Source organism: Gordonia polyisoprenivorans NBRC 16320 = JCM 10675 (assembly GCF_000241325.1).
Classification (GTDB): Bacteria; Actinomycetota; Actinomycetes; order Mycobacteriales; family Mycobacteriaceae; genus Gordonia; species Gordonia polyisoprenivorans.
In genome coordinates, this window is sequence record NZ_BAEI01000088.1 from 41,479 (window position 1) to 64,885 (window position 23,407).

A 23,407-nucleotide genomic window follows, 5' to 3' on the forward strand; every position below is an offset into this window, starting at 1 on the left:
TACCGTCCGAGTCGGGCTCCTATGCTGGGCGGATGTATCGGAGGATCGGCCTGGTGATCGCCCTGATCACCGTCGCGCTCGGCGCCGGCGCATGCGCCTCCGACGACGAATCCGTGCTCGGGACAACGACATCCGCTGCCCCGGTCACCGAGATCGTGCTGGCACCCCAGCGCGACCCGCTGGCGACGACGTCGGTGGCCGACCTGTGCCGGGCGTATGACGCCGCGGCGGCCGTAACCGTCGAGAACGGCGGTGCGGATCGTGCCGCGATCGGTCCAGCGCTGCGTCATCTGGCACACCTCGCCTACACGTTCCCGGATGCCGCGGTGCGAGAGGACGCCGGATATGTGCAGAGCGTCGCCCACAACGGCTACACCGCCCCGCGCGACTTCTACGGCAGTACCGTCGCGATCAGCACGAGATGCCGCTGAGGCATATCTGATTCAGCCGATGGCCAACGCGATCGCAGCGAGGATCGACCACACGAGCATCGCGATACCGGTGGCACCCAGGGAGGGAATGAGACCCGGGCCCACCGCCTTTCGCAGGACCGGGCGGGCAGCGAGCCAGATGACGGGCGCGACGGCGAGACCGATCAGTGACCACGGGGTTGCCAGGGCAAGAACGCAACTCGCGATGAGGGGTACCGCCAGCAGGCCGACGTAGAGGCCACGGGTACGTCGATCCCCGAGACGCACGGCGAGGGTGATCTTGCCCGACTCGGTGTCGCTGGGGATGTCGCGCAGATTGTTGACGACGAGCACCGCCGTCGAGATCGAGCCCACCGCGATCGCGCACACCAGACCGACCCAGTCGACCCGGCCCGACGTGACGTACTGCGTGCCGAGTACCGCAACCAGACCGAAGAAGGTGAACACGGCGATCTCACCGAGGCCGTAGTAACCGTACGGTTTGGACCCGCCGGTGTAGAACCACGCCCCGGCGATGCAGATCGCGCCGAGGACAACCAGCCACCAGGCCGTCGTCACCGCGAGGACCAGTCCGGCGATCGCGCCGACCCCGAAGCACAGGAATGCGGCGGCCTTGACCGCCGACGGCTGGGCCGCTCCCGACCCGACGAGCCGCATCGGGCCGACCCGCTCGTCGTCGGTGCCGCGGATGCCGTCGGAGTAGTCGTTGGCGAAGTTCACGCCGATGATGAGCGCGATCGCGACGACGAGCGCCAACGCGGCCTTCCACCAGACGACGTCGGAGGAGTTACCGCCGGCAAAGAGCGCGGCACCGACCCCGGCAACCACCGGGGCGATCGCGTTGGGGAGGGTGCGCGGTCGGGCGCCTGCTATCCACTGCGTTGCGGTTGCCACGCACTCGATCGTGCCATGCGGATCACGGCGCGGTGCCTGCGACCTCGTGGCGCGGCAGGACCGCCCAGGCGATGACGCTGCCGACGAGAAGGAAGACAGCCCCGACAGCGAATCCGAGATGGTAGCCGTCGGCCGGGACGCTCTGACTCGCCGCGATCGTCACGAGCACCGCGAGCCCGATCGTGCCGCCGAGTTGCCGCGAACTGTTGAGCACGCCGGAGGCGACACCGACCTCTGCGGAGTCGACGCCGCTCGTGCCCACCGCGCCGACGAGGACCATCGATCCGCCGATGCCGATCGCCGCGATGAGCGACGGCGCCAGGATGCCACGCCAGAAATCGAACTCGTCGGGCATCACTGCGAACAATCCGAGTCCGGCGGCGCCGAGGAGACCGAGGACACCGATACTGTTGCGGGCACCGATCTTCGGCGACAGCTTTCCCGAAAGAACTATCCCGAGAACAACTCCGGCGCAGAACGGGAGGAACAGCAACCCGGCGACGTCGGAGTCGACGTCCCACACGGTCTGCACGTAGAGCGAGGCGAAGTAGAAGGCGGCGAGCTGGCCGGCGGCGAGCATGAATCCGAAGATGTTCGCCCCCATGATGCTTCGGGTCATGAGTAGCCGGGGCGGCATGAGTGGATGGTCGGCGGTGCGCTCGACGACGGCGAATCCGGTGAGCAGTACTGCCGCGGCGGCGAAGCCGATCAGGGCGCGCGCCGAGGACCACCCGTGGTCACCTGCAGCAGCGACCGCGAACACGAGCGAGGCGACGCCTGCGGTGACGAGGACCGCACCCGGCACGTCGAGACGCCCGACGCTGCGCCGATGCCCGGCGTCGACACCGCGCAGTGCGGCGAGGAGTGCGATGACGACGATCGGTACGTTGACGAAAAGCACAGCACGCCAAGACCACCAGTCGGTGAGCAGCCCGCTGAGTACCACGCCGACGGCGCCGCCGGCAGCTCCGGCGCCGCCCCAGAAGGCCATCGCGGTCTTGCGGACGGCCGGGTCGGCGCTCGAGGCGAGCGCCAGTGATGCGGGGGCGAGCAGGGCGGCCGCGACCCCCTGAATCGCTCGGGCGGCAACGAGAATGGTTGGGTTGGTGGCGAATCCGCCGATCATGCTCGCGACGGCGAACACCGTGAGCCCGGTGAGGATGACGGTCCGGCGGCCCCAGAGATCGCCGAGCCGGCCGCCGAGGAGCATGAACCCGGCGAACGTCAGCAGGTAGGCGTTGACGACCCACTGCAGTCCCGAGGCGGTGAACCCGAGGTCGGCGCGCATGGCAGGCAAGGCGATGTTGACCAGCGACATGTCGAGCGCGACCAGGAATTGCAGGGTGAAGACGGTTGCGACCAGGGCGCGGTGATGGGTGGGAGTCGTCGTCGGCGGCGTGAGGGTCATTGACGGTGAGGCCTCTCGGATGGATTCGGTACGCGTACGTTTACGTACGCGTACCGAAGGCTAGCCTAAGTTGGGATGGGTGTCGAGGGCGCTCGGGTTGTCGCCGACGGCGCTCTGGTTGGCGCCGACAGCGCCCGGAGATCCGGACGGTCGGATCAGTCGTTCAGATGGGACAGCACGCCGTCGATCTGCGCCGCCACCGCGTCGCGAACCCGGAACTCGCGCGAGTACTCGATCAGATGCGGCAGCAGTCGCGCGATGGTGGGCACGTCGGTAAGGAGGTCGGGGTCGATCGTCTGGTGCCACGACTTCTCACCCGGCCGACGTCGGGCCAAGGTGTCCTGCCACTGCAGCTCGGAGGCGACGATGTACCAGACCGAGCGCCACGTCGACATCGCGGTCACCTCGTCGACGCCGAGTTCGATTGCGGCAGAGACGAAGGTATCGGCGAGGACGAGCGCAGGCGCGCCGACGGTGGTGCCCTCACGCAGGATGGGGACGATCCAGGAGATCGCGGCGAGCTCGTTGTACATGTCGACGGCGACGGTGATCATCCGCTCGCGTGGAGGCCCTTCGGGTCGGGTCCACGGGATGCGCGCGGCGACCTCGGTGAGGACGAGTTGCAGCAGTTCGGATTTGTTGTCGACGTAGTTGTAGAGCGTCATCGGTTTGGACCCGAGTTCGCCCGCGAGCCGCCGCATGCTCAGGCCCTCGACACCATCACGTTCGATGAGTCGGATCGCGGCGTCGACGATGTCGTCGCGCTGCAGGGACGGGGCGGGCGGCATGATGACCAGTTCTACCAGCCGCCGCCGAAGCGAGCGCCGTCGATGGTGAGACGGGCGCTGTCGGCATCAGGGTGGGCGCTGTCGGCGTCAGGGAGGGCGCTGTCGGCGAGGTGGTGTCAGCCGGGCTGGGTCGGCGACAACTCCAGGCACTCGACTCCCCAGCCGAGGGCAGTGGCCGAGGCGACGGACCAGCCGGCGGCGTGTGCGAGGCGTTTGAGGTCGGCACCGGTGCGCGGCGGCGCCCCGACGGCTCCGAGCGCGACCACCGCCATCTCGGCGGCCCGGGCGTTCAGGGCGTCGGCTTCGGTCGACTCGACCAGCAACACGATGTCGGTGGCGGCATGGACCCGGTCGAGATACTCGATGATCTCGTCGTCGGTGCGATGCTCGACCGCACCCGCGAGCACGACGGCGTCAGCGGTCCCCCAGTCTTCGGCGAAGTCGACGCCGGGCGGCGGGTCGTCGCTGCGCAACGCGGCCAGCGGGGCCGGCTCCTCCACCACGGTCAGTGCCGCGCGCACCCCGCCGGTGCGCAGTCCGTCGGCGACGACGAGCGCGGCCGGGCCGCCGATGGCGATTCGAGAGTACCTGGACCACAGGGGAAGTGCGGCAAGCGCGGGCATCAGGAAGACGAGCCCCTCGGCCTCCTCGACCAGTTCGGCATAGTTCTCCGCCGACGTGGCCACATGTGTCCGCAAGGTGTCACCCGTGCGCTCCGACCAGGCCGGTCGCCCGGCCTGCAACGCGTCGGCGAGTCCACCGAGGGCGAGCACCTGCTCGGCGTAGAGACCGTCGAATTCCTCACGCGCGTGCTCGTCGTCGAGGAACCGCTCCCCCACCGGGCCGAGGACGATCTCGTCGCCGCGAACACCGAGCACACCGCAGGGGACAAGAACACCCAGCAGCGAATCCAGGCTTGCCACAGGGATTGTGGTGGCCGTGGCGACCTCTCCGCGGGAGCGACCTCCGCCGGCGAGTGCGTCGATCACCCCGAGCCGCAGGGCCGCGCGGGTGGCCATCCACGCCACCGGCGACCCGATCGGCATGACGGGTACACCCGCAGTGTGTGATTCGCCGTCTGCTGCAACATCGGCGGGTTCGTCACGAATGTGCCAGTATCCGGTGATGTCGGTGTGGGACTTGGGAATACCCCAATCGCGTGTCACGAGTCGGCGCAGCGGGAGCAGCGCCCGGCTCTCCGCCGACGCCCACACATAGGCGGGACGACGGACAGGCGCAGCATCGGTAACCGCCGCCAGCAACTCGTCACGGTCGCCGGGTGTACCGATGACCCAGTCGAGTCGGTCGCCGTCACCGATCGCGATGTCCTGCATCGCATTCTGCGAGGCGACGACGAGGATCGCCCGGGTCGGCACATCGAGCGGACGCTCGGCGAAGAAGCGGGCGATCGCGGGAATCGCCGTCTCGTCGCCGACGAGCAGCAACTCGGCGACGTCGTCGGGGATCACGGTGGAGGCCTTGGGTCCGGCGAACCAGAGGTCGTCGCCCGGTTGCGCCGAACGCACCCACTGTTCGGCCGGGCCCGACGCGTCGCCGTCGGTGTGGACGACGAAGTCCAGTTGCATCTCGAGCGCCCGCGGATCGTGGTGGTGCGGAGTGTAATCGCGCGTCACCCGGTGCTCCGACGGCAACCAGTCGATGCCGTTCTCCTGTTGGCGGGGCAGCGCGTCGGTGATGTCGGCACCGGGGGCGAAGATGAGCTTGATGTGGTCGTCGAACGCGGGAGCGGCGAAGGCGGGGAACGACATTCCGTCGCGGGTGAAGGCGCCGAGTTGCTCACCGCCGACGGTGACGCGCCGCATGCGCGGCGTGACGTCGGTGACCGCGCGCACCTGGACGCATCGCAGGACGAGCGGGTGGGCGCGATATCGGGACCGGCTCATCGGTGGTGCTCATCTCCTGGTGTGGGGTCGTCTGATCGGGCGTCGGCGTGACCGACGGGTCCGTGCGCCCATCACCGTACCCGCGCGTGCGGGCGTCCGATACGCCCGGTTCCGGCTCAGCGGACACCGAAAGCCGGCCGTACGCGTGGTGCGTACGACCGGCTTTCTCGTCGGCGCGGCGAGGTGTCAGACCCCGGCCGGCGCCTCCGGCAGGCTCGCGAGGATCGCGGCCTTGAGATCGTCCGGCGTGGTCGCCGAGATGATCACGGCCACCGACGCGGGGTCGGCGACCTCGATGATGCCGAGCAGCAGGTACTCGGCGCGGAGCCCGCGGTCGTTGCGTTCACGGGCGATGCGGACCGCAGCCTCGAGCGCCTGACGCGTCTCGGGGGCGAAACGCGGACGCATGCCACGACCGCGCGGCCCGCGTCGGCCGCGTCCGGGTTCGAAGGGTCCGCCGGGGCCGAATCCAGGTCCGTCCCAGCCGCGTCCGCGGCGGTCGGGGCCCCAGCCCTCGGAATGTCCGTCCTCGGCGTCGGCATCCTGCGGTGCCCAGGGCGCCGGGCCCCAGCCCTGTGGTCCGTAACCCTGGGGTCCGTAACCCTGTGGCCCGTAACCCTGGGGTCCCCAGGCTTGCGGTCCCCACGGTTGAGGGCCCCAGGCCTGCGGTCCGTAGCCGCCGCGTCCGCGACCACGACCGTGGCCATGTCCGCGGCCCCGTCCGCCTCGGGGGCCGCAGTCCCCGCGTCCGCGTCCGCGGCCCCGGTTCGGGCGCTCGGCCCAGCCGTCGGCGAGGTCGTCGCCGAAGCGGTCGCGGACCGCGGCACGTACCTTGTCGAGGTCGATTCCGATGGAGCGCAACGCTTCTCGGTCTTCCTCGTAGCGGTCGGCGGCGCTCTGCTCGGCAGCGTCGTCGTCGGTGTCGTTCTCGTCGTGATAGGCGCGGGAGGCGTCTCGCGCGTCGATCAGGTTCAACCCCGCCTCGGTGAGCACGCCGTACAGCGGCGTCCGTGCGTTGCACAGCATCCCGAGGATGAGGTGGTCGTTGCCGAGCCGGTGGTGTTCCAGGTCGGCGGCTTCTTGCGTGGCGAATGCCAGCAGCATCTTGTCGTCTCGAGTGAATCGACCGAACATGATGGTTCTCCTTACGAAGTCGTGCGGCCCATCACTGGGCATCGCGTTGTGAGTGCTTCTGGTGCACGGCCTGCCGGCTGATCTGCAGAACATCTGCAATCGCCTGCCAGCTCCAGCCCTGGTCACGGGCGTTGGCGACCTGAACTTCCTCGAGGCGGTCGGCCAGGGTGCGCAGGGCGCGTACCGCGGCCAGACCTCGAGAAGGGTCGTCGCTCGCGGCGGCCCCGGCGAGGCGGTCGGCCTCGGTGGGTTCGTTGGTCTGTTCGTCGTGCATGGTGTCAGGTTATGTTGACGTCGAGGCATTGTCAAGAATTATTGACGAGAAGCTTGACGGGTGGGCGCCGTCGGCGATGGGGAGGGCGCTGTCGCGAGAGTGGGGCGCTACTCGTTGGCGATGGACTCGGTGATGTTCATGCGCGCGGCCCGGCGGGCGGGCACGAGCGCGCCGACGAGACAGAGCACCACCGACACCCCGACGAACACCAGCGTGATCGGCCGGGGCGAGTACACGATGTCCAATGAGGTGGTGGCACTGAGTATCTCGTCGCTCAGCAGGTGCAGGACAACGCCGATGACGAGTCCGAGGAGTGCGCCGACGACGGCGACCGCCCCGGCTTCGGCGAGCACCATCTGGGACAGGAATCGTCGGGAGGCGCCCATGGCGCGCAGGACGCCGAGTTCGCGTCGGCGTTCGATCACCGACAACAACAGGGTGTTGAGCAGCGCCACGGCGGCCGCCACCGACACGATCCACTGGATGGCGACGGTGAAGCCGCCGGCCTGCTGGGCTTGGCGTTGGGTGGCGGCCAGCGCCTCGGCCCCGGTGTAGACGTGGGCGTGCAGTCCGCCGTCGAGCTGGATCTGCGCAGCGATGCGATCGAGGGCCGCGCGCACCTGGGTCTTGTCGGCGCCGGGCACGGTGATCACCTGCAGATAGGTGTCGCCGGGCCGGTTGAACCAGCGGCCGAGCAGGGCGCTCGAGACCGCGGCGGTGCCGGAGTCGATGGCGACGTAGTCGACGGTGTCGCGGACCACCGTCTGCTGGTAGCCCGTCGGCGTGGCGATGCGCAGGACGTCGCCGGTGTGGACGCCGAGGGCACGGGCGAGCACATTCGACAGGATGATCCCGTTGCCGGCGAGGACCTGACGGACCGCGTCGGGACTCGCCTTGCGCATGAACGGGGCGCGTGAGCCGGGCACCAGTCCCTGGACGAGGGCACGGTCCTCACCGATGTTGACGTTGGCCCACTGGCCGCCGATCACCGCACTCACCCCGGGCACGGCGGCGACCTCGGTGGCGATCCGCGGCGGCAGGACAGGGCCCAGTGGCACCTCGTCCGAGGTGGAGGAGGACACGTAGTAGTCCGGATCGCCGAGACCGTCGAGGGATGTGGAGATCGACGAGACGAGATTGTCCAGGGCACCGGAGGTTCCCATACCGACGGCGATCGCCACGGCCACCGTCATCAGGGTGGCCCACGCACGACGCGGGGCGCGCCCGTTGTTCACCGACGCCAGGCGGCCCGGGCCGCGGAATGCCCTGGCCAACAGCACGACTGCGGTGACCAGTGGTCGGGTGAACGCGAAGCAGATCAGCAACGCACCGATGGCGTAGACGGCGCCGGCGACGATGGCCGGCCTACCGGGGACGGTGAACACGATGATCCAGGCGCCGATCACCGCGGCGACGCCGACGAGTCCCGCCACCCACACCGCCACACCACGACGGGGCACGCCGTCGGCGACCTCGCCGGGACTCATCGCCTCCACCGGGGACACCGAGAACACCGATCGCGCAGCCAGACTCGTCGCACCGACGCAGGAGACGACGCAGGCGAGGATCGCGACGACCGGTACATACGCAGGCAAGTGGTACGTGATCGCGATGGTCACCCCGTCCCGGGTGGTCTCCGGGACTTGGGAGACCGCCCAGCGTCCGGCGAGAACTCCGACGGGTACCCCGATCGCACCGCCGACGATGCCGAACAACGCTGCCTCGCCGAGCATGTCACCGACGAGGTGGGTGCGGCGGGCACCCAACGCGCGCACCATCGCCAGGGATCGGCGCCGGGCGGCCACCGCCATGTTCATCGTGTTGAACACCAGGAAGGCAGCAATGACCAGCGACACCAACGCCACCAGCAGCGTCGAGTCGCGGGTCACCGAGCTCGCCAATTCCGCTTGCTTGGCCCGGAAGTCGGGGTTCACCACGACAGCTCGACCGTCGACGACGCGAGTGGCCTCCGCGCGCAGATGTCCGACGTCGGCTCCCGGCTTGGCGACGAGGAGGATCGACGTCACCCGCCCCGCAGTGCCCGCCGGGCCGGCCAGGTCGGTGAGACGTTGCGCCAGCGGCAGATACGCGAACACGTACCTACCCTCGTTGAGCTTGTCGGCGTCGGGCCCGGAGACCACCCGGGCGACGCGCACCTCGTCGTCACCGATCGTGAGTTGTTGTCCCTCACGTAGTCCGGTGGCGGGTCCGGCGATGATCCCGTCCTCCAGGTCGGCCGGTGAGATCGACACCCCGCCCTGCGCGGCGGCGAGATCCCCCGACAACGCCGTGACCCGAAAGTCCGATCCCAGCAACGGGATCTGCGTGCCGCCCACGGTGATCGACCCGCGGATCAGCGGGACCACGGCCTTGGCGTCGGGCAGGTCACGACGCAGTTCGGCGGCCAGGCCCGCGTCGACACCGGAGTCGGCGATGGCGGCGACCTCGAGGTCGGCGGCACCGGAGATCGCCGAGTTGAAGGCCCGCACCGACGCGGTGAACGAACCGTAGGTGCCCAATACCGCGACCAGCAGTGCCGACGACACCACGACCACACTGAGCGAGGTGAACACGCGCATCCGGTGGGTCCGGATCTCGCGCAGATTGAGCACCCGGATGCGGGTGAAGCCGGCGAGGAACCCGGCGACGAGACCACCGGCGCCTGCGCTCACGCGATCTTTCCGTCCCGGACGGTGATCGTGGTGTCGGCGACCGCCGCGGCGTGCTCGTCGTGGGTCACCATGACGACCAGCCGACCGCCGTGCTCGTCATGAGCGCCGGAACCGTGGGCGACGTCGGAGAGCAGTTGCAGCACAGACTGTCCGGTGGTGGAGTCGAGATTGCCGGTCGGCTCGTCGGCGAGCAGGATCGACGGTTCCATGATGAGCGAGCGGGCGATCGCCACGCGCTGCATCTGCCCGCCCGACAGCTCCGATGGCCGGTGGTTGATGCGGTCACCGAGACCGACCCGCTCCAACAGCTCGACGGCGCGCGGTTTGGCCCGGCGCAGCGACTTGGAGTCGAGAAGTTGGGGCAGCGCAACGTTTTCCCACGCCGACATCGTCGGGACGAGATTGAAGAACTGGAAGATGAAGCCGACGCGATGGCGCCGGAACTCGGAGGCGGCGTTGTCGTCGAGGGCACCGAGATCGACGCCGTCGACGCGGATGGACCCCGAGGTGGGGGTGTCGAGTGCGCCCATCACGTGCAGCAGCGTCGATTTGCCGGCTCCCGAGGGGCCGACGATCGACACGAACTGCCCGCCCGGCAGGGTCAGGTTCACCCCGTCGAGGGCGCGTACCCGCTCCTGTCCCAACTGGTATTCCCGGACGACGTCGACTGCCTCGACGAGGTTGCGCTCCCCCACGGCCATGGGTCGATGGTAGCGAGCGCGCAGGTGCGGCCGTCGGCGTACGTCGCGGTGACATTCGACCCGCTCGCTGCGCTCCCGGCGTCGGTGGCCGGCGTTCCCGGATCAGCCGGTGAATCGGCCGGTGGCGAAGAACTCGTCGAGGACCGTTGTCGGCGCGGTGAGGTCGAGCTGTTGGGCGGCAAGCCAGTCGTCGTCGAAATATGTTGTGCTGTACCGCTCTCCGGGGTCACACAGCAGCGTGACAACGCTGCCGGACTGTCGTCCGCCGACCATCTCCGAGACCAGTTTCAGTGCGCCCCACATGTTGGTGCCGGTGGACCCGCCCACGCGGCGGCCCAGTCGTTCGCTGACGCAGCGGGCGGTGGCGATGGAGGCGGTGTCGGGGACGCCGATCATGCGGTCGATGACCTGGGAGACGAAGGAGGGCTCGACGCGCGGGCGGCCGATTCCCTCGATGCGCGAACCGATCTCGGAGGTCAGGGTGCCGTCGCCGCTCTCGTAGGCGGGCAGGAACACCGAGTTCTCCGGGTCGACGACGGCCAGCCAGGTGGGGTGACGGCGGTAGCGCAGGTAGCGGCCCAGGGTCGCCGACGTGCCGCCGGTGCCCGCGCCGACCACGATCCACGTCGGGATCGGGTACTCCTCGTCGGCCATCTGCGCGAAGATCGACTCGGCGATGTTGTTGTTGCCACGCCAGTCGGTGGCACGCTCGGCCATCGTGAACTGGTCGATGAAATGTCCGCCGAGTTCGGCCTCGAGACGCAACGCCTCGGCGTACACCTGCGCCGGCCGTTCGACGAAATGGCAACGGCCGCCCTCTCGTTCGATCAGGGAGGTCTTGGCGGGCGAGGTCGACGACGTCATCACCGCGAGGAACGGCACGCCGATCAGATGCGCGAAATAGGCTTCGCTGACCGCGGTCGATCCCGACGACGCCTCGATGACGGTGGTGCCTTCGGTGATCCAGCCGTTGCAGATCGCATACAGGAACAGCGATCGCGCCAGGCGATGCTTGAGCGAGCCGGTCGGGTGGGTGCTCTCGTCCTTGAGATAGAGGTCGACGCCGCCCGGTGTGCCGTCGGCGTCGGTCCAGCGCGACCACTCGGGTAGCTCCACCCGCAGCAGATGGGTGTCGGCGCTACGGCGCGCGTCGGCCTCGATCAGCCGGACCGCGTTGTCGGCCCAGGAGCGGTCGGCGCGACGATCGATGTCGATGGTGCGTGCGGGGCTCATCGTCTCGGGTCGGCTCGGGTCAGCTGCCACGCAGCTTCGACTGCAGCTCGTCGTGGCGCTTGCGGCGCTGCTCGTCGACGGCGGAGATCTGGGTGTTGACGCGGGTGCGCAGCGATTTGAACACGACCATGCCCAGCGGCAGCGCGATCAGGACCCCGAACACCGCGGCCACCAGCAGCGGCACGTTGACACCCGCGAGCTTGCCGATGCCGATGATGATCGCGGCGACCACGACCACCAACACGAGACGGGCCAGGGTGTACAGGCCGATGGACGCCAGGAGGCTGCCCATACCGACCTGCGGTTTACGCTCTTCACTCACGGCGACCAGCGTACGTTGTGGCGCGGCCCGGCGGCCCGCCCCGGTCTGCCCCGGTCGGTGAGGGGCGAGCGCCCGATGGACGCGGATCGACGCACAGTCGACGGGATTGAGCGCACGGTCGACGAAATCGGACGCCCGATGGGAGGAAATGGGCACCCGATCGACGCAAAACCACGCCCGGTCGGCGTGCACGTCGAGGAGCGGTCGAGGGCCCACTTTGTACCAAGGGTGTCACCGGGGTCGGCAAAGGGGACGTAAAAGGCACTGGTCGGACGTGTGCGCAGGTCACAGGCTTCTTTGCACTCTCTTTACCTACCGCTGACGGTTCGAGTACCTGGGCGTTTTGCGTGTATTCATTGAGTCAGCGCGCGACTGCGCGCAAAGGGTCCGAGAGCGTCAGGTTCTCGGCACGGACACACGAGGGAGTCCTCCCATGACCGCAATTCACTCCAACCCGCTGTCGATGATCACCCCGGGCATGGCGAGCCAGCACACGCTGACCCCCGGACAGGTGGCGGCAATGTTCAATGTGAACCCCAAGACCGTCGCGCGGTGGGCCAGCTCGGGAATCCTCGGCTCCATCCGTACGCCGGGCGGGCATCGTCGCTTCCGCGAAGAAGACGTCGTCGCCCTGCTGAACCGTCGCGTGCCCTGAGACGCCGCCGCAGCGGCCGGCTCGGCCGTGTCGCCGTCCACACGACGCCGACCGAGCCGCGCCATGAGGTGGATGCAATGAGCACACGCCCCACTACCTCAGTGCCGACGCCGCCCGACACCTGCTGTTTTGACGTCGGTTGGACGACGCATCCCCCGTCTACCGTCGCGTAATGTGGTGAGTGGGAGGTTGCCATGGCATTTCTGCTCACGTTGGTCGGCATCATGGCCGTCGGTTTTCTGTTGTGGCGCGTTTTCGGTTCCAGCCTGATCGATGACGACGGCGCACGCGTACCGGCCGCCAAACGCGGCCCGGTCGGTCCCGACGACGATCCCGAGTTCCTGATGGACCTCGACCGTCGCAGCCGCGGTACCAACGGGTCCGACCCGGACGATCACCAGCACTGACGACCACTGACCGACCTCGTCCCGATACCACAACGAACGCGCCCCCGGAGTTCTCCGCTCCGGGGGCGCGTTCGTGTCGGTGTGGGGCTGCTCGGTCCTTTGCGGATCAGAGTCCCGCGCTACTCACAGTCCTGCATAGGAGTGCAGGCCGGAGACCACCAGGTTGATGATGAACAGGTTGAATAGCATCGCGACGAAGCCTGCGACGTTGATCCAGGCAGCCGCGGTGTTGCGCCAGCCGGCCGTGGCACGTGCGTGCAGGTAGGCCGCGTAGATCACCCAGGCGATGAACGAGACGGTCTCCTTGGGGTCCCAGCCCCAGAAGCGTCCCCACGCGGATTCGGCCCAGATGGCGCCGCAGATGACGCCCAGACCGAACAGCGGGAAGCCGAAGACCACGCATTTGTAGGCGAGACGATCGAGGGCGTCGGCGCCCGGGATGTGCGCGACCAGACGCATCACCGCACCCTTGGCGCCGGTCTCGGTGCGCTCGAGGGACTCGGCCTTCTCGCCCCACGCCATCTTGACGAGGTAGAGCATGCTCGACACCCCCGACACCAGCAGGACGCCGGAGCTCACCGAGATGATCGAGACATGGATGGCCAGCCAGTACGACTTGAGCGCGGGCACCACCGGGGCGGCCTGGGTGTAGAGCTCGGTGCCGGCGATGAACATCAGCAGCGCGACCGGGACCAGCACGAACGACAGCAGCGGCCGGTTCGCGGGTTTACGGAGCACGACGACGCCGGCGACGACGCCGGCCGCACAGGTCAGCGAGATGAACTCGTACATGTTGCCCCAGGGCGCACGATCGACGGCCATCCCGCGGCAGACGATGGACGCGATGTGCGCGGCCAGGCCGACGAAGACCACCGGATAGGCCATGGCGCCGAGGGTCTCGGAGAAGGTCCGACGGCTCGCGGTGTCGGCGATCTTGCCGGGGGTACGGTCCCCGGAGGCACCGGCTCCGGTGGCGCTCGACCCGACGGCCGCCCCGACGAGTTCCTTCGACGCCAGGCGCCTGGTCCTCGCGCCGGCGAGGGCCGCGAGGAACAACAGCATCGCCAGCACGTACACGGTGATGGCGGTTCCGAACAGCAGGTCGGAGTACCGGGCGAGCGTCTCGTCGACGTGCTCTGTACCAGTGTTCATCGATTCACCTCATCAGTCCTGCGGAAGAACGTGCGGCCGCCGTGGGTGCGCCCGTCTCAGAGTTTGCGCCATCTCGACATGCGTTTCGCCGAGCCACCGCCGGGCTCCACCAACCCGGCCGCCTGCTCCTCGAAACCCTCGCCCCAACCGGCCTGATCGGTCCGGGCGAGGCCGCCGATTTCTACTACCGTACGTCGTTTGCCGTCGGCGATGCCCGTCCGGTCCGGATCGGCCGGCACCAGCCGCACCCAGATCCGGCGTCGGCGCACCAGCAGCGACACCAGCAGACCGATCAGCATCGCCACCGCCGACACCAGCACCCAGTCCTGGGCCGGGTCGTGCGAGACCTGCACCGACACCCACCGCTGGTAGCCGTCGAAGCTGACGACGGTGCCGTCGGCCAGGGTCGTGCTGGCGCCCTTGGCGAGGTTCACCTGGGCCTGTCGTTGCAGCCTGCCCTGGTTGATGAGGCTCTGATCGAGCGAATAGGCGTTCTGCGGGAGACCGGTGTCGAGTCCGGTGTCGCCCTTGTAGATGCGGATTGCGACCTGCGGGTCGTGCGGCACGGGCGACGACGAACTCAGCAGGGTCCCTTGGTAATCCGCGGTCGGGGCGAACAGTCCCTCGATGGCGATCTGGTTCTTGCGGCGCACGTCCTCGTCGGGGTAGAGGCCCGCCGGGGTGTCGAACCGCACCGCGCCGGAGGAGAGCATCGTCTGCAACTCGTCGGGGATGAACAGGGCGGTCTGGGTGCGCTTCTCCCCGTTGGGGAAGGTGACGGTGAACGTCGGGGCGAATCCGTTGCCGAGGACGTAGACGCGGTCGCCGGCGACCCGCAGCGGGTCGTTGACCTTCACCGACGTCTGATGCCAGTCACCGGCGGAGGTGCCGGCGCCCTTGGTGTAGGACATCGTCGCGTCGTACATGTCGGGCTGACCGTTGGGCAGGAAGGTCGCCGAGAACGCGTCGACCTTGAAACAGAAGTGATTGAGGTCGGTGCCGTCGACCATCGCGCCGGCCCGGAACGAGTCGTACACCGCGGTCGAGGTGTTGCACAGTCCCTCGCCGTCGGCGACGAGACTTCGGGTGCCCTCGTAGCCGTAGAGCTTGCCGAGCGCGATCGACACCAACAGGGCGAGTAGGGCGAAATGGAAGACCAGGTTGCCGAATTCGCGCAGATACCCCTTCTCCGCGGAGACCTCGACGACCTTGCCTGTTGCCGCGTCGTCGCCTGTTGCTGCGTCGTTACGGACGACGATGTTGCGTCGCCAACCCCGCAGGTTCGTCGAGACCCGCTCGGCGATCTCCTCGGGATCACCGTCGACGGTGGTGGTGAGGTGGCGCGGCAGGCGACTCAGATTGCGGGGCGCGGCAACCGGTTTGGCGCGCAGACTCTTGGCGTGCTCGATCAGCCGCGGGGTCAGGCATCCCACCAGCGAGACGAACAGCAGCACATAGATCGCGGTGAACCAGGCGCTGGAGAACACGTCGAACAGCTGCAGCTTGTCCATCCACGTGCCCAGGGTGCCGTGGTCGGAGATGTACTTGAGCGTCTTCTGCTCGTTGAGCTCGCGCTGTGGGAGCAGAGCGCCGGGGATCGCGGCGAGCGCGAGCAGGAACAGCAGCACCAGCGCGGTGCGCATCGAGGTCAGCGACCGCCACAGGTTGCGCAGCGGCCACAGCACCCGACGCAGCACCCAATGCGGGCGGCGGGGCGGGGTGGGCTGGGCCGGGCGGTCGGCGAGCGCGGTGTCGGCGCGGGTCATACCGGCAACACCTGATCGGTGATGAAGGCGTCGCGCACCCAGACGATGAACTGATCCCACAGTCCGGTGACCAGCGCAATACCGACGAGGATCAACATGACACCTCCGAAGACCTGGATGGCGCGTGCATGATTGCGCAGCCAGGCGAGGCTGCGCAACGCCCACGCCGAGGAGAACGCGAGCACCACGAACGGGATACCCAGTCCCAGGCAGTACGCGATGATCAGGGTGACGCCCTTGGCGGCGGTCGCCCCCTCGGTGCCCGACGCGGTGGCGATGACCGCGGCCAGCGTCGGCCCGAGACACGGCGTCCAGCCGAGCGCGAAGACCGCACCGAGCAACGGGGCACCGACGATGTTGGACACCATCCGCGGGGCCAGTCGCACCTCGTGCTGCATCATCGGGATCAGGCCGATGAAGACCAACCCCATCACGATGGTGACCACCCCGCCGATGCGTTGCAGCAGTTCGTGATTGACGATGACGGTGCTGGTGAAACCGATCACCGTCGCGGTGGCGGCGACGAAGACGACGGTGAACCCGAGGACGAACAGCAGGGCGGCCATCGCCACGCGAGAGCGACCGCGTTTGGCGGGTTCGCCGACGGTGACCGCGGGGGCCTCGGCACCGACGAGTCCGGCGAGATACGACAGATAACCCGGGACCAGCGGCACCACACACGGTGAGGCGAACGACACCATCCCGGCGACCGCCGCCGCGGCCACCCCGAGCAGCAGCGGCCCGGAGGACACCGTGTCGGCGAAGGTCTGTCCGATACCGCTCACTGGGGCACCTCGGCAGACGACGGAGCGGCAGACGCAGGGGTGGACGACGCGGGCGCCGTGGAAGTGCTTGACGCCGCGGAACCACCGGGTGCCGGGTCCTCGGCGATCACCTTGCCGACCATCGCGCCGAGTTCGTCGGCGCTGACCGCGCGCAGGAACACCGCGGCCGGACGATGCTGCCGGTCGAGCACGATCGTCGTCGGCACCACCGACGTCGGGGTGGTCAGCGCGGCCAGCGAGGCCCCGGCGAAGTCGTAGATCGACGGATACCCGACGTGGCGGTCGTCCACGAAATCCTGTGCCGATTGCCGATTGTCACGCAGATTGATGCCGAGGAAGTTGACGCCCTGGCCCTGGTATTGCTCGTAGACCTGCTCGAGGGCGGCGGCCTCACCGCGGCACGGGCCGCACCACGAGCCCCACACATTGATCACGACGGCTTTGTCGGCGAACTCGGGATCACTGAGCGACAACGGTTTTCCGGTCGTCAGGTTCTCGCCGGAGACATCGGCGATGTGTTTGCGGTCGGCCTGGTCGTAGGTGATGACGGTCTGCCCACCGGGCGAGACGAACTGGAAGGTGTCGCCCTGCGAGACCGCGTCGTCACCGGTACCGCACGCGGTCAACGCCACGCCGAGCGCGAGCGAGACCAGCAGTGCGGCAATGATTCTCATCACTCGTGCGTTTACGACAAGTCGGACGCGGGGTCGCGAGGGGTGCCGGTGGCCTCGTTCCGACGGCGTCGGACACACGTCACGACCACCACGATCTCGCACCCTCACGCGTTCAACACTCTCCTGCTCAAGCCCCGGTCACGAGTGGATCCGACGCACCGGCCGGCTCGGAATAGATGATGTCGACGAGGGCGTCGTCGTCGTAGATGAGGCTGGTCAACGACGCGAGCGAGCACTGGCGACGACGCGGGTCGTGCCAGAGCCGCTGGCCCTCGAGGAAGCGGCGCAACGTGTACACCGGCAGCTGATGACTCACGCAGACGGCCTCGTGGCCGCGGGCGGCGTCGCGGGCCTTGTTGGCCGCGGCCAGCATCCGGTGCGCGAGCTGGATGTACGGCTCGCCCCAGGACGGGGTGAACGGGTCGCGCAGCTTGGGCCAGTGCCGCGGCTTGCGCAGCGCGCCGTCGCCGACCGAGACCTTGAGTCCCTCGAAGATGTTGTCGGCCTCGATGAGCTCGTCGTTGGTGAGGATCGGCAGGTCGTGCGCGGCGGCAATCGGTCCGGCGGTCTCCTGTGCGCGCTGCAGCGGGGAGGCGAACACGGCGGTGATGTCGTGGTCGGCCAGCGCGTCGGCGACCTTGCGGGCCTGAGCGCGACCGGTGTCGGAGAGATGGAAGCCGGGCAGCCGTCCGTAGAGGATGGCGTCGGGATTGTGCACCTCACCATGGCGCATCATGTGAACGATCGTGTGCATCAGCTCTCCCCGGGAGTGGGCGCGGTTGCCGCGGCCCGCGCAGCGGCCGGCAACGCGTCGGCAATTCGAGTGAAAGCATCCTCGTCGAGCGCCGCCGAGACAAACCAGGCCTCGAACGCGCTGGGCGGCGGGTACACACCGGCGTCCAGTAGCGCGTGGAAGAACGGCGCGAAACGCCAGGTCTGGGTTGCCTTCACGCCCGCGTAGTCGACGATGCGGGTGTCGGCGGCGCCGTCTGTGGTGAAGAACACACTGAGCAGGTTGCCGGCCTTCTGCACGCGGTGTGCCACCCCGGCGGTGTGCAGGGCGTCGGTGAGCAGGCCGGCGAGGCGGTCGGCGTTGGCGTCGAGGGCCGAGTAGACCGCCGCGTCGGCGGTCCGCAGCGTCGCCAGGCCGGCGGCGACGGCCACCGGATTACCCGACAACGTGCCCGCCTGATAGACGGGACCGGTCGGCGCGAGGCGCTCCATGACGTCGGCGCGACCGCCGAAGGCCGCGGCGGGCAGGCCGCCGCTCATCACCTTGCCGAAGGTGTAGAGGTCGGCGCCGACACCCTCGAGCCCGAACCAGCCGGCCGGGCTGACCCGGAATCCGGTCATCACCTCGTCGATGATCAGCAGGGCGCCGTGCCGGCGGGTGAGGTCACGCAGACCGGCATTGAAACCGTCGATGGGCGCGATCGCACCCATGTTGCCCGCGGCGGCCTCGGTGATCACCGCGGCGATGTCGTCACCGAATTCCTCGAAGGCCTTCGCGACGGCATCGAGGTCGTTGTAGGGCAACACGAGGGTGTCGTGGGCGGCGGCGCCGGTGACACCGGGGCTGGTCGGCAGGCCGAGGGTGGCCACACCAGAGCCGGCGTCGGCGAGCAGTGCGTCGACGTGGCCGTGGTAGCAGCCGGAGAACTTGATGATCTTGGGGCGGCCGGTGAAGCCGCGGGCCAGCCGGATCGCCGACATGGTCGCCTCGGTGCCGGAGTTGACCAACCGCACCCGCTGCACCGGGTCGACGCGGTCGATGATCTCCTCGGCCAGCTCGACCTCGGATTCGGTGGGCGCGCCGAACGACAGTCCACCCGCGGCGGCACGCTGCACGGCCTCGACGACGGCGGGATGGGCATGACCGAGGATCATCGGCCCCCACGACGACACCAGGTCGACGTAGTCGTTGCCGTCGACGTCGGTCAGAGTGCAGCCGGTGGCCGAGGCGATGAACCGGGGATCGCCGCCGACGGCGGAGAACGCACGCACCGGTGAGTTGACCCCACCGGGGATCGCATGTTGCGCCCGTTCGAACAGCTCACTGGACTTCACGGCGACGTCGGCGGATCTGCTCACGGCCTCCAGTGTTCCAAATGGCACCGAGTGAGAGAAATTCGGCCTGGTCAGGGCACTGCCGGGGCGTGCTCACCGCCCCAGCGCAGCCTCGATCTGCGCCGCGATGGCCTCGTGGCCGCGGGCGTTGGGATGCACCGTGATCCGCGCCGTGGTGCCCTGCTGCGGTTCGATCCAGCGCGCCGCACCCGCGCACGCGTCGTGGCCCTGCGACACCTGCGACATGTCGACGAAGGTGACGCCGGTCTTCTCGGCGGCGCGGCGCACGGCGTCGTTGAGGTCGGCCTGCAGTCCACGCAGATACGGCACGTCACCGGGCGCGACGCGCATCGCCGGGTAGCAGCCCTGCGTGGCGGGCAGAATCCACGGATAGCCCACGATGACGACGCGGGCATTCGGGGCGTGGGCGCGAATCCGGGTGAGGCCGTCGACGAGGGCCGGATAGATCTCGGCGTCGATGGGTGCGGTCAACTCCGAGCCGTAACGATCCCGGCACGGCGAACCGGTGGGGACTCCGGGGCTGTCGGCGATCGCGTCGCCGCATTTGCTGATCGCCCCGCCGAAGGTGTTCTCGTCGTTGCCGCCGAGCATCAGCGTCACCAGCCGTGTCTGTGGTCCGAGCGCGTCGAGTTGTGGTGGTATGCCGAAGTATTGGCTGGTGGTGAGGTCGGCGGTGTCGGCGCCCGAGCAACTCACGTCGGTGAGCGGCAGCCGACGTTGCGCGGCGACGAGGTGGGCGAAGTTGATCGCCGACCGCTGACACAGGAACGGCGAATCCGATTGCACCGGAAGGACTCCGGCGCCCGCGGCGTAACTGTCGCCGAGATTGACATATGCGGTCGCGGCCGGAGCGGTGCCGGTCGAACTCGGGGCCGACGACGACGGCGCGGGAGATCCGTCGTCGGCGCCGCAGCCGACCACGAGGATCAGCAGCGCCGCCAGCATCGTGGCGAGCGCCCCGCGCCTCATGCGTCGGCCCCGAGCATCATCAGCAGCAGTTCGGCGCGGGTGCGGGCATCGGCGAGGTCGATGGCGAGCATGTCCTCGACCCTCTCGATCCGGCTGCGCAGGGTGTGCCGGTGCACGCCGAGTGCGGTGGCCGCACTCCCCCAGTTGCCATTGGCCTCCAGATACGCCAGCAGACTCCGGTGCAGCGCGGTGCCCTGGAGGCGATCGTGGTCGAGGATCGGCGCGAGACGCCGATCGTGGTTGTCGGCCAACGCTTGTCGCACCGGGTCGACCGCCAGCAGCGACTGTGCGTCGTCGAGGTCGACGAGTTGCCCCACCGCGGCCGAGCGACAGGCCAGGCGGGCCTGCGTCACCGATGTGGCGACGGCCGCGGCGTCGGGCGTCTCCGCCGCGTCGGCCAGGCGGACCGGCGGGCCGATCCCGCCGCGCACCGTCGCAGCGGTCGCGAGCACGCTCAGCAGGCCGATCGCCACGTCGACGGGGTCGTCGCCGCGTAGCAGGGTCGCCACCTCGGTTCCGGCCCGGTGCACGAACACCGGGCGCCACCGGCGTTCGAGTTCGTCGGTCAGGCGTGCCTGCCCCCGCTCGGCATCGGCGTCGCCGGCGAAGGTGAACACCACCGCCCGCACCGCGTCGTCGGGGCTGGCGGCGCGCCGCAACACCCGCAGCGCGGTGGGCCCGACTACTCCGTCGAGTGCCGATCCGAGCACGTCGGTTTGCAGCAGGGCCATCTCCCGACGCACCTCCTGCGGTTTGGCGTATTCGATGGCCAGCAGCGAGGTGGCGTGGCCGACGAGCATCCGGTTGACCTCGTCGAGAGGTGCTCCGACAACGCCGAGGAATCCGAATGTCCTTGTGGCCGAGCCGATCCGGGTGACCATGAAGGTGACGTCGTCGGCGACGAACACCGCGCCCGCCGACGCGGGATCGCGGGCGACGAGGGCGCGGACCCGGGCGAGATCATCGGGGTCGGGCGGAGCGGGCGAGGACGCCACCTCGGCATGGTTGGCGTCGAGGAGCAGCACGCGACGTTCGATCGCGTCGGCGAGTTCGCCGACCACCGCGGCCGGACCACGGGCCACCGCGGCACGTGTCATGCGGGGTTGCGCGCGGGTCGCCGACACCAGGCGGGCCGAGCGGCCGGCGGCGATCTGGTCGAGCAGGGCGCGGGTGATCGCCGAGAACGGGATGTGCAGCGGAACCTCGAACAACGGAAGGCCCGCCTCGTCGGCGGCACTGATCATCGCCTGCGGTATGGCGTCGAAGCCCAGGCCCACCCCGAAACCGAGGGCGGCGACCCCGACCTCATCGAGGGAGCGGACGTAGCGTTGCTGCTCGGCGAGGTCGTCGGTGAGTCGGAGTCCGGTGGTGAGCAGCACCTCGCCGCCCACCATCCACTCGGCGGCGGTGAGCAGCTCGGAACTGACCGCGCTGTCGATGGGGCGTTCGAGGCCCGCACCGCCGGCATGCAGCACCAATTCGAGGCTGCGTTGGGCGATCAGCCAGCGAACGGACGTCGACACCCGTTCACCGTACGCCCGGACTGGACATCGTGGAGTGTCACCGAGAAATCGGTGTACACATTGTCAGGCGCGTGAACCGGGTCACTGGGCGAACACTGATGACCAGCAGCGCCCAGTGCGGCCGCGCACTCCAGGCCCCACACAACAACAGGCCCCCACACATCGAGCACGAGGTGACACCCGATGACCGCTTCCGCCACCGAAATCGTCTACCGCCTGCCCCAGGAGCGACGGCTGGTGACCGACCTGCCGGGCCCACGGTCGATCGAGCTGGGTGCTCGCCGATCCGCCGCGGTGGCCGCCGGGGTCAGTTCGATCCTGCCGTCCTACGCCGCCGACGGTGACGGCGGCGTCCTCGTCGACGTCGACGGGAACTCGCTGATCGACCTCGGCTCGGGTATCGCGGTGACCTCGGTCGGATCGGCCAACCCCGCGGTGGCCGCGGCCGTCGGTGACCAGGCCGCCCATCTCATCCACACCTGCTTCATGGTGGCGCCCTACGACAGCTACGTCGCGGTGGCCGAGAAGCTCAACGCGCTCACCCCCGGTGATCACGACAAGCGCACCGCCCTGTTCAACTCGGGCGCCGAGGCCGTCGAGAATGCGGTGAAGATCGCGCGGCTGGCGACCGGGCGGGACGCGGTGGTCGCTTTCGACCACGCCTATCACGGCCGCACCAATCTGACGATGGCGTTGACCGCGAAGAGCATGCCGTACAAGGCGCACTTCGGTCCGTTCACCCCCGAGGTGTACCGGATGCCGATGAGCTACCCGTTCCGGGACCAGTTCGGCGTGGACGGCAAAGCCGCAGCCGAACATGCGATCTCGGCGATGACGACACAGATCGGCGCCGACTCGCTCGCCGCCATCATCATCGAACCCATCCAGGGCGAGGGCGGATTCATCGTCCCCGCACCGGGATTCCTGACCACCCTGGCGCAGTGGTGCCGCGAGAACGGCGTCGTCTTCATCGCCGACGAGGTGCAGGCCGGATTCGCCCGCACCGGAACGTGGTTCGCGTGTGAGGAGGAGGGCGTCGTCCCCGATCTGATCACCATGGCCAAGGGCATCGCCGGCGGCATGCCGCTCTCGGCGGTGACCGGCCGCGCCGAACTGCTCGACGCCGTACACGCCAGCGGACTCGGCGGCACCTACGGCGGAAACCCGGTCGCGTGCGCCGCGGCTCTCGCCGCGATCGAACAGATGGAGACCCTCGATCTGGCCGGGCGCGCCCGCCACATCGGCGAGGTCATCACCTCCGTCCTCTCCGAAACGGCCGATGAACTTGCCGCACAGGGCAAGCCGGTGATCGGCGAGATCCGCGGGCGGGGCGCCATGATGGCAATCGAAATAGTACGGCCCGGCGGCGGCAACATGGGCCCCGCTCGCTCCGCTCCCGGCGGCCCGGAAGCAGACCTGGCCCTCACCAAGGCGGTCGCCGCGGCATGTCACGCCCAGGGCGTCATCGTCCTGACCTGCGGCACCTACGGCAACGTGATCCGGCTTCTGCCGCCGCTGGTGATCGGCGACGACCTGCTCCGTGAGGGCCTCGGCGTACTGAGCGACGCCATCAAGTCCCTCGTCTGATCGCCGCGCCTGATCGACCCCGCTCCAACCGTCCACTTCC

Annotated in this window: 22 protein-coding genes; 4 read left to right on the forward strand and 18 right to left on the reverse strand. The window is 69.0% G+C overall.

Annotated elements, in window-relative coordinates:
• Positions 1–32: 32 nt before the first annotated feature.
• Positions 33–431 carry a hypothetical protein gene (locus GOPIP_RS25090; RefSeq protein ID WP_020172240.1) on the forward strand — a complete coding sequence of 133 codons (399 nt, stop codon included), beginning with the start codon at positions 33–35 and terminating at the stop codon, positions 429–431.
• Between the two features lie 12 nt (positions 432–443).
• Here the strand turns inward: GOPIP_RS25090 and GOPIP_RS25095 are convergent, their stop codons facing one another.
• From GOPIP_RS25095 to GOPIP_RS29630, 10 genes are all read right to left on the reverse strand, one after another.
• Positions 444–1,325, reverse strand: a complete 882-nt coding sequence (locus tag GOPIP_RS25095; protein ID WP_006372666.1) for a 1,4-dihydroxy-2-naphthoate polyprenyltransferase — start codon at positions 1,323–1,325, stop codon at positions 444–446.
• 22 nt (positions 1,326–1,347) lie between these two features.
• The gene (locus GOPIP_RS25100; protein WP_006372667.1) at positions 1,348–2,733 is read right to left on the reverse strand and encodes an MFS transporter; all 1,386 of its coding nucleotides are present in this window, start codon (positions 2,731–2,733) and stop codon (positions 1,348–1,350) included.
• A 155-nt stretch (positions 2,734–2,888) separates the two neighbouring features.
• Positions 2,889–3,521: a TetR/AcrR family transcriptional regulator gene (locus tag GOPIP_RS25105; protein WP_006372668.1), complete on the reverse strand. Its 633-nt coding sequence runs from the start codon at positions 3,519–3,521 to the stop codon at positions 2,889–2,891.
• Positions 3,522–3,637: 116 nt separating this feature from the next.
• Positions 3,638–5,425, reverse strand: a complete 1,788-nt coding sequence (locus GOPIP_RS25110) for a siderophore-interacting protein (protein WP_006372669.1) — start codon at positions 5,423–5,425, stop codon at positions 3,638–3,640.
• 186 nt (positions 5,426–5,611) lie between these two features.
• Positions 5,612–6,559 carry a Clp protease N-terminal domain-containing protein gene (locus GOPIP_RS25115; protein ID WP_006372670.1) on the reverse strand — a complete coding sequence of 316 codons (948 nt, stop codon included), beginning with the start codon at positions 6,557–6,559 and terminating at the stop codon, positions 5,612–5,614.
• A gap of 31 nt (positions 6,560–6,590) precedes the next feature.
• A complete protein-coding gene (locus tag GOPIP_RS25120; RefSeq protein ID WP_006372671.1) occupies positions 6,591–6,833 on the reverse strand; it encodes a helix-turn-helix domain-containing protein in 243 nt (80 codons plus the stop codon).
• A gap of 107 nt (positions 6,834–6,940) precedes the next feature.
• Positions 6,941–9,505, reverse strand: coding sequence for an FtsX-like permease family protein (locus GOPIP_RS25125; RefSeq protein ID WP_006372672.1), 2,565 nt, complete (start codon positions 9,503–9,505; stop codon positions 6,941–6,943).
• A complete protein-coding gene (locus tag GOPIP_RS25130; RefSeq protein WP_006372673.1) occupies positions 9,502–10,206 on the reverse strand; it encodes an ABC transporter ATP-binding protein in 705 nt (234 codons plus the stop codon). The genes GOPIP_RS25125 and GOPIP_RS25130 overlap by 4 nt, the downstream gene beginning before the upstream one ends.
• A gap of 102 nt (positions 10,207–10,308) precedes the next feature.
• A complete protein-coding gene (gene cds1, locus GOPIP_RS25135) occupies positions 10,309–11,439 on the reverse strand; it encodes an L-cysteine desulfhydrase Cds1 (RefSeq protein WP_006372674.1) in 1,131 nt (376 codons plus the stop codon).
• Positions 11,440–11,458: 19 nt separating this feature from the next.
• Positions 11,459–11,731, reverse strand: a complete 273-nt coding sequence (locus GOPIP_RS29630) for a DUF4229 domain-containing protein (protein WP_210738916.1) — start codon at positions 11,729–11,731, stop codon at positions 11,459–11,461.
• A gap of 463 nt (positions 11,732–12,194) precedes the next feature.
• Here GOPIP_RS29630 and GOPIP_RS25145 point away from each other — a divergent pair, with 463 nt between their 5' ends.
• Positions 12,195–12,416, forward strand: coding sequence for a BldC family transcriptional regulator (locus GOPIP_RS25145; protein WP_006372676.1), 222 nt, complete (start codon positions 12,195–12,197; stop codon positions 12,414–12,416).
• A 194-nt stretch (positions 12,417–12,610) separates the two neighbouring features.
• Positions 12,611–12,823 (forward strand): hypothetical protein, encoded by a 213-nt coding sequence (locus GOPIP_RS25150; protein WP_006372677.1) that lies wholly within the window; start codon positions 12,611–12,613, stop codon positions 12,821–12,823.
• A 123-nt stretch (positions 12,824–12,946) separates the two neighbouring features.
• On the opposite strand, the gene ccsB is transcribed toward GOPIP_RS25150, so the two are convergent.
• The 8 genes from ccsB to GOPIP_RS25190 all read right to left on the reverse strand — a co-directional run bounded on the left by ccsB (position 12,947) and on the right by GOPIP_RS25190 (position 21,780).
• Positions 12,947–13,975: a c-type cytochrome biogenesis protein CcsB gene (ccsB, locus tag GOPIP_RS25155; RefSeq protein ID WP_006372678.1), complete on the reverse strand. Its 1,029-nt coding sequence runs from the start codon at positions 13,973–13,975 to the stop codon at positions 12,947–12,949.
• Positions 13,976–14,031: 56 nt separating this feature from the next.
• Complete coding sequence (gene resB / locus GOPIP_RS25160; protein WP_006372679.1) at positions 14,032–15,741, reverse strand: cytochrome c biogenesis protein ResB; 1,710 nt, start codon at positions 15,739–15,741, stop codon at positions 14,032–14,034.
• On the reverse strand, positions 15,738–16,526 hold the full coding sequence (locus tag GOPIP_RS25165; protein WP_006372680.1) for a cytochrome c biogenesis CcdA family protein: 789 nt from the start codon (positions 16,524–16,526) through the stop codon (positions 15,738–15,740). The genes resB and GOPIP_RS25165 overlap by 4 nt, the downstream gene beginning before the upstream one ends.
• Positions 16,523–17,200: a TlpA family protein disulfide reductase gene (locus GOPIP_RS25170; protein ID WP_006372681.1), complete on the reverse strand. Its 678-nt coding sequence runs from the start codon at positions 17,198–17,200 to the stop codon at positions 16,523–16,525. The genes GOPIP_RS25165 and GOPIP_RS25170 overlap by 4 nt, the downstream gene beginning before the upstream one ends.
• A gap of 127 nt (positions 17,201–17,327) precedes the next feature.
• Positions 17,328–17,954, reverse strand: coding sequence for a histidine phosphatase family protein (locus GOPIP_RS25175; protein WP_006372682.1), 627 nt, complete (start codon positions 17,952–17,954; stop codon positions 17,328–17,330).
• Positions 17,954–19,291, reverse strand: coding sequence for a glutamate-1-semialdehyde 2,1-aminomutase (gene hemL, locus GOPIP_RS25180; RefSeq protein WP_006372683.1), 1,338 nt, complete (start codon positions 19,289–19,291; stop codon positions 17,954–17,956). The genes GOPIP_RS25175 and hemL overlap by 1 nt, the downstream gene beginning before the upstream one ends.
• A 69-nt stretch (positions 19,292–19,360) precedes the next feature.
• A complete protein-coding gene (locus tag GOPIP_RS25185; protein WP_006372684.1) occupies positions 19,361–20,257 on the reverse strand; it encodes an SGNH/GDSL hydrolase family protein in 897 nt (298 codons plus the stop codon).
• Positions 20,254–21,780: a PucR family transcriptional regulator gene (locus GOPIP_RS25190; protein ID WP_006372685.1), complete on the reverse strand. Its 1,527-nt coding sequence runs from the start codon at positions 21,778–21,780 to the stop codon at positions 20,254–20,256. Before GOPIP_RS25190 ends, GOPIP_RS25185 begins: the two co-directional genes overlap by 4 nt.
• 183 nt (positions 21,781–21,963) lie before the next feature.
• Between GOPIP_RS25190 and gabT the strand changes: the two genes are divergently transcribed.
• Positions 21,964–23,367, forward strand: coding sequence for a 4-aminobutyrate--2-oxoglutarate transaminase (gabT, locus tag GOPIP_RS25195; protein WP_006372686.1), 1,404 nt, complete (start codon positions 21,964–21,966; stop codon positions 23,365–23,367).
• Positions 23,368–23,407: the final 40 nt, after the last annotated feature.

Bases quoted from the DNA above. Each gene is read 5' to 3' on its own strand.
- GOPIP_RS25090 (WP_020172240.1), top strand. From the start codon at position 33: ATGTATCGGAGGATCGGCCTGGTGATCGCCCTGATCACCGTCGCGCTC.
- GOPIP_RS25100 (WP_006372667.1), bottom strand. From the start codon at position 2,733: ATGACCCTCACGCCGCCGACGACGACTCCCACCCATCACCGCGCCCTG.
- GOPIP_RS25105 (WP_006372668.1), bottom strand. From the start codon at position 3,521: ATGCCGCCCGCCCCGTCCCTGCAGCGCGACGACATCGTCGACGCCGCG.
- GOPIP_RS25110 (WP_006372669.1), bottom strand. From the start codon at position 5,425: ATGAGCCGGTCCCGATATCGCGCCCACCCGCTCGTCCTGCGATGCGTC.
- GOPIP_RS25115 (WP_006372670.1), bottom strand. From the start codon at position 6,559: ATGTTCGGTCGATTCACTCGAGACGACAAGATGCTGCTGGCATTCGCC.
- GOPIP_RS25120 (WP_006372671.1), bottom strand. From the start codon at position 6,833: ATGCACGACGAACAGACCAACGAACCCACCGAGGCCGACCGCCTCGCC.
- GOPIP_RS25130 (WP_006372673.1), bottom strand. From the start codon at position 10,206: ATGGCCGTGGGGGAGCGCAACCTCGTCGAGGCAGTCGACGTCGTCCGG.
- cds1 (WP_006372674.1), bottom strand. From the start codon at position 11,439: ATGAGCCCCGCACGCACCATCGACATCGATCGTCGCGCCGACCGCTCC.
- GOPIP_RS29630 (WP_210738916.1), bottom strand. From the start codon at position 11,731: ATGGGCAGCCTCCTGGCGTCCATCGGCCTGTACACCCTGGCCCGTCTC.
- GOPIP_RS25145 (WP_006372676.1), top strand. From the start codon at position 12,195: ATGACCGCAATTCACTCCAACCCGCTGTCGATGATCACCCCGGGCATG.
- GOPIP_RS25150 (WP_006372677.1), top strand. From the start codon at position 12,611: ATGGCATTTCTGCTCACGTTGGTCGGCATCATGGCCGTCGGTTTTCTG.
- ccsB (WP_006372678.1), bottom strand. From the start codon at position 13,975: ATGAACACTGGTACAGAGCACGTCGACGAGACGCTCGCCCGGTACTCC.
- resB (WP_006372679.1), bottom strand. From the start codon at position 15,741: ATGACCCGCGCCGACACCGCGCTCGCCGACCGCCCGGCCCAGCCCACC.
- GOPIP_RS25170 (WP_006372681.1), bottom strand. From the start codon at position 17,200: ATGAGAATCATTGCCGCACTGCTGGTCTCGCTCGCGCTCGGCGTGGCG.
- GOPIP_RS25175 (WP_006372682.1), bottom strand. From the start codon at position 17,954: ATGCACACGATCGTTCACATGATGCGCCATGGTGAGGTGCACAATCCC.
- GOPIP_RS25185 (WP_006372684.1), bottom strand. From the start codon at position 20,257: ATGAGGCGCGGGGCGCTCGCCACGATGCTGGCGGCGCTGCTGATCCTC.
- gabT (WP_006372686.1), top strand. From the start codon at position 21,964: ATGACCGCTTCCGCCACCGAAATCGTCTACCGCCTGCCCCAGGAGCGA.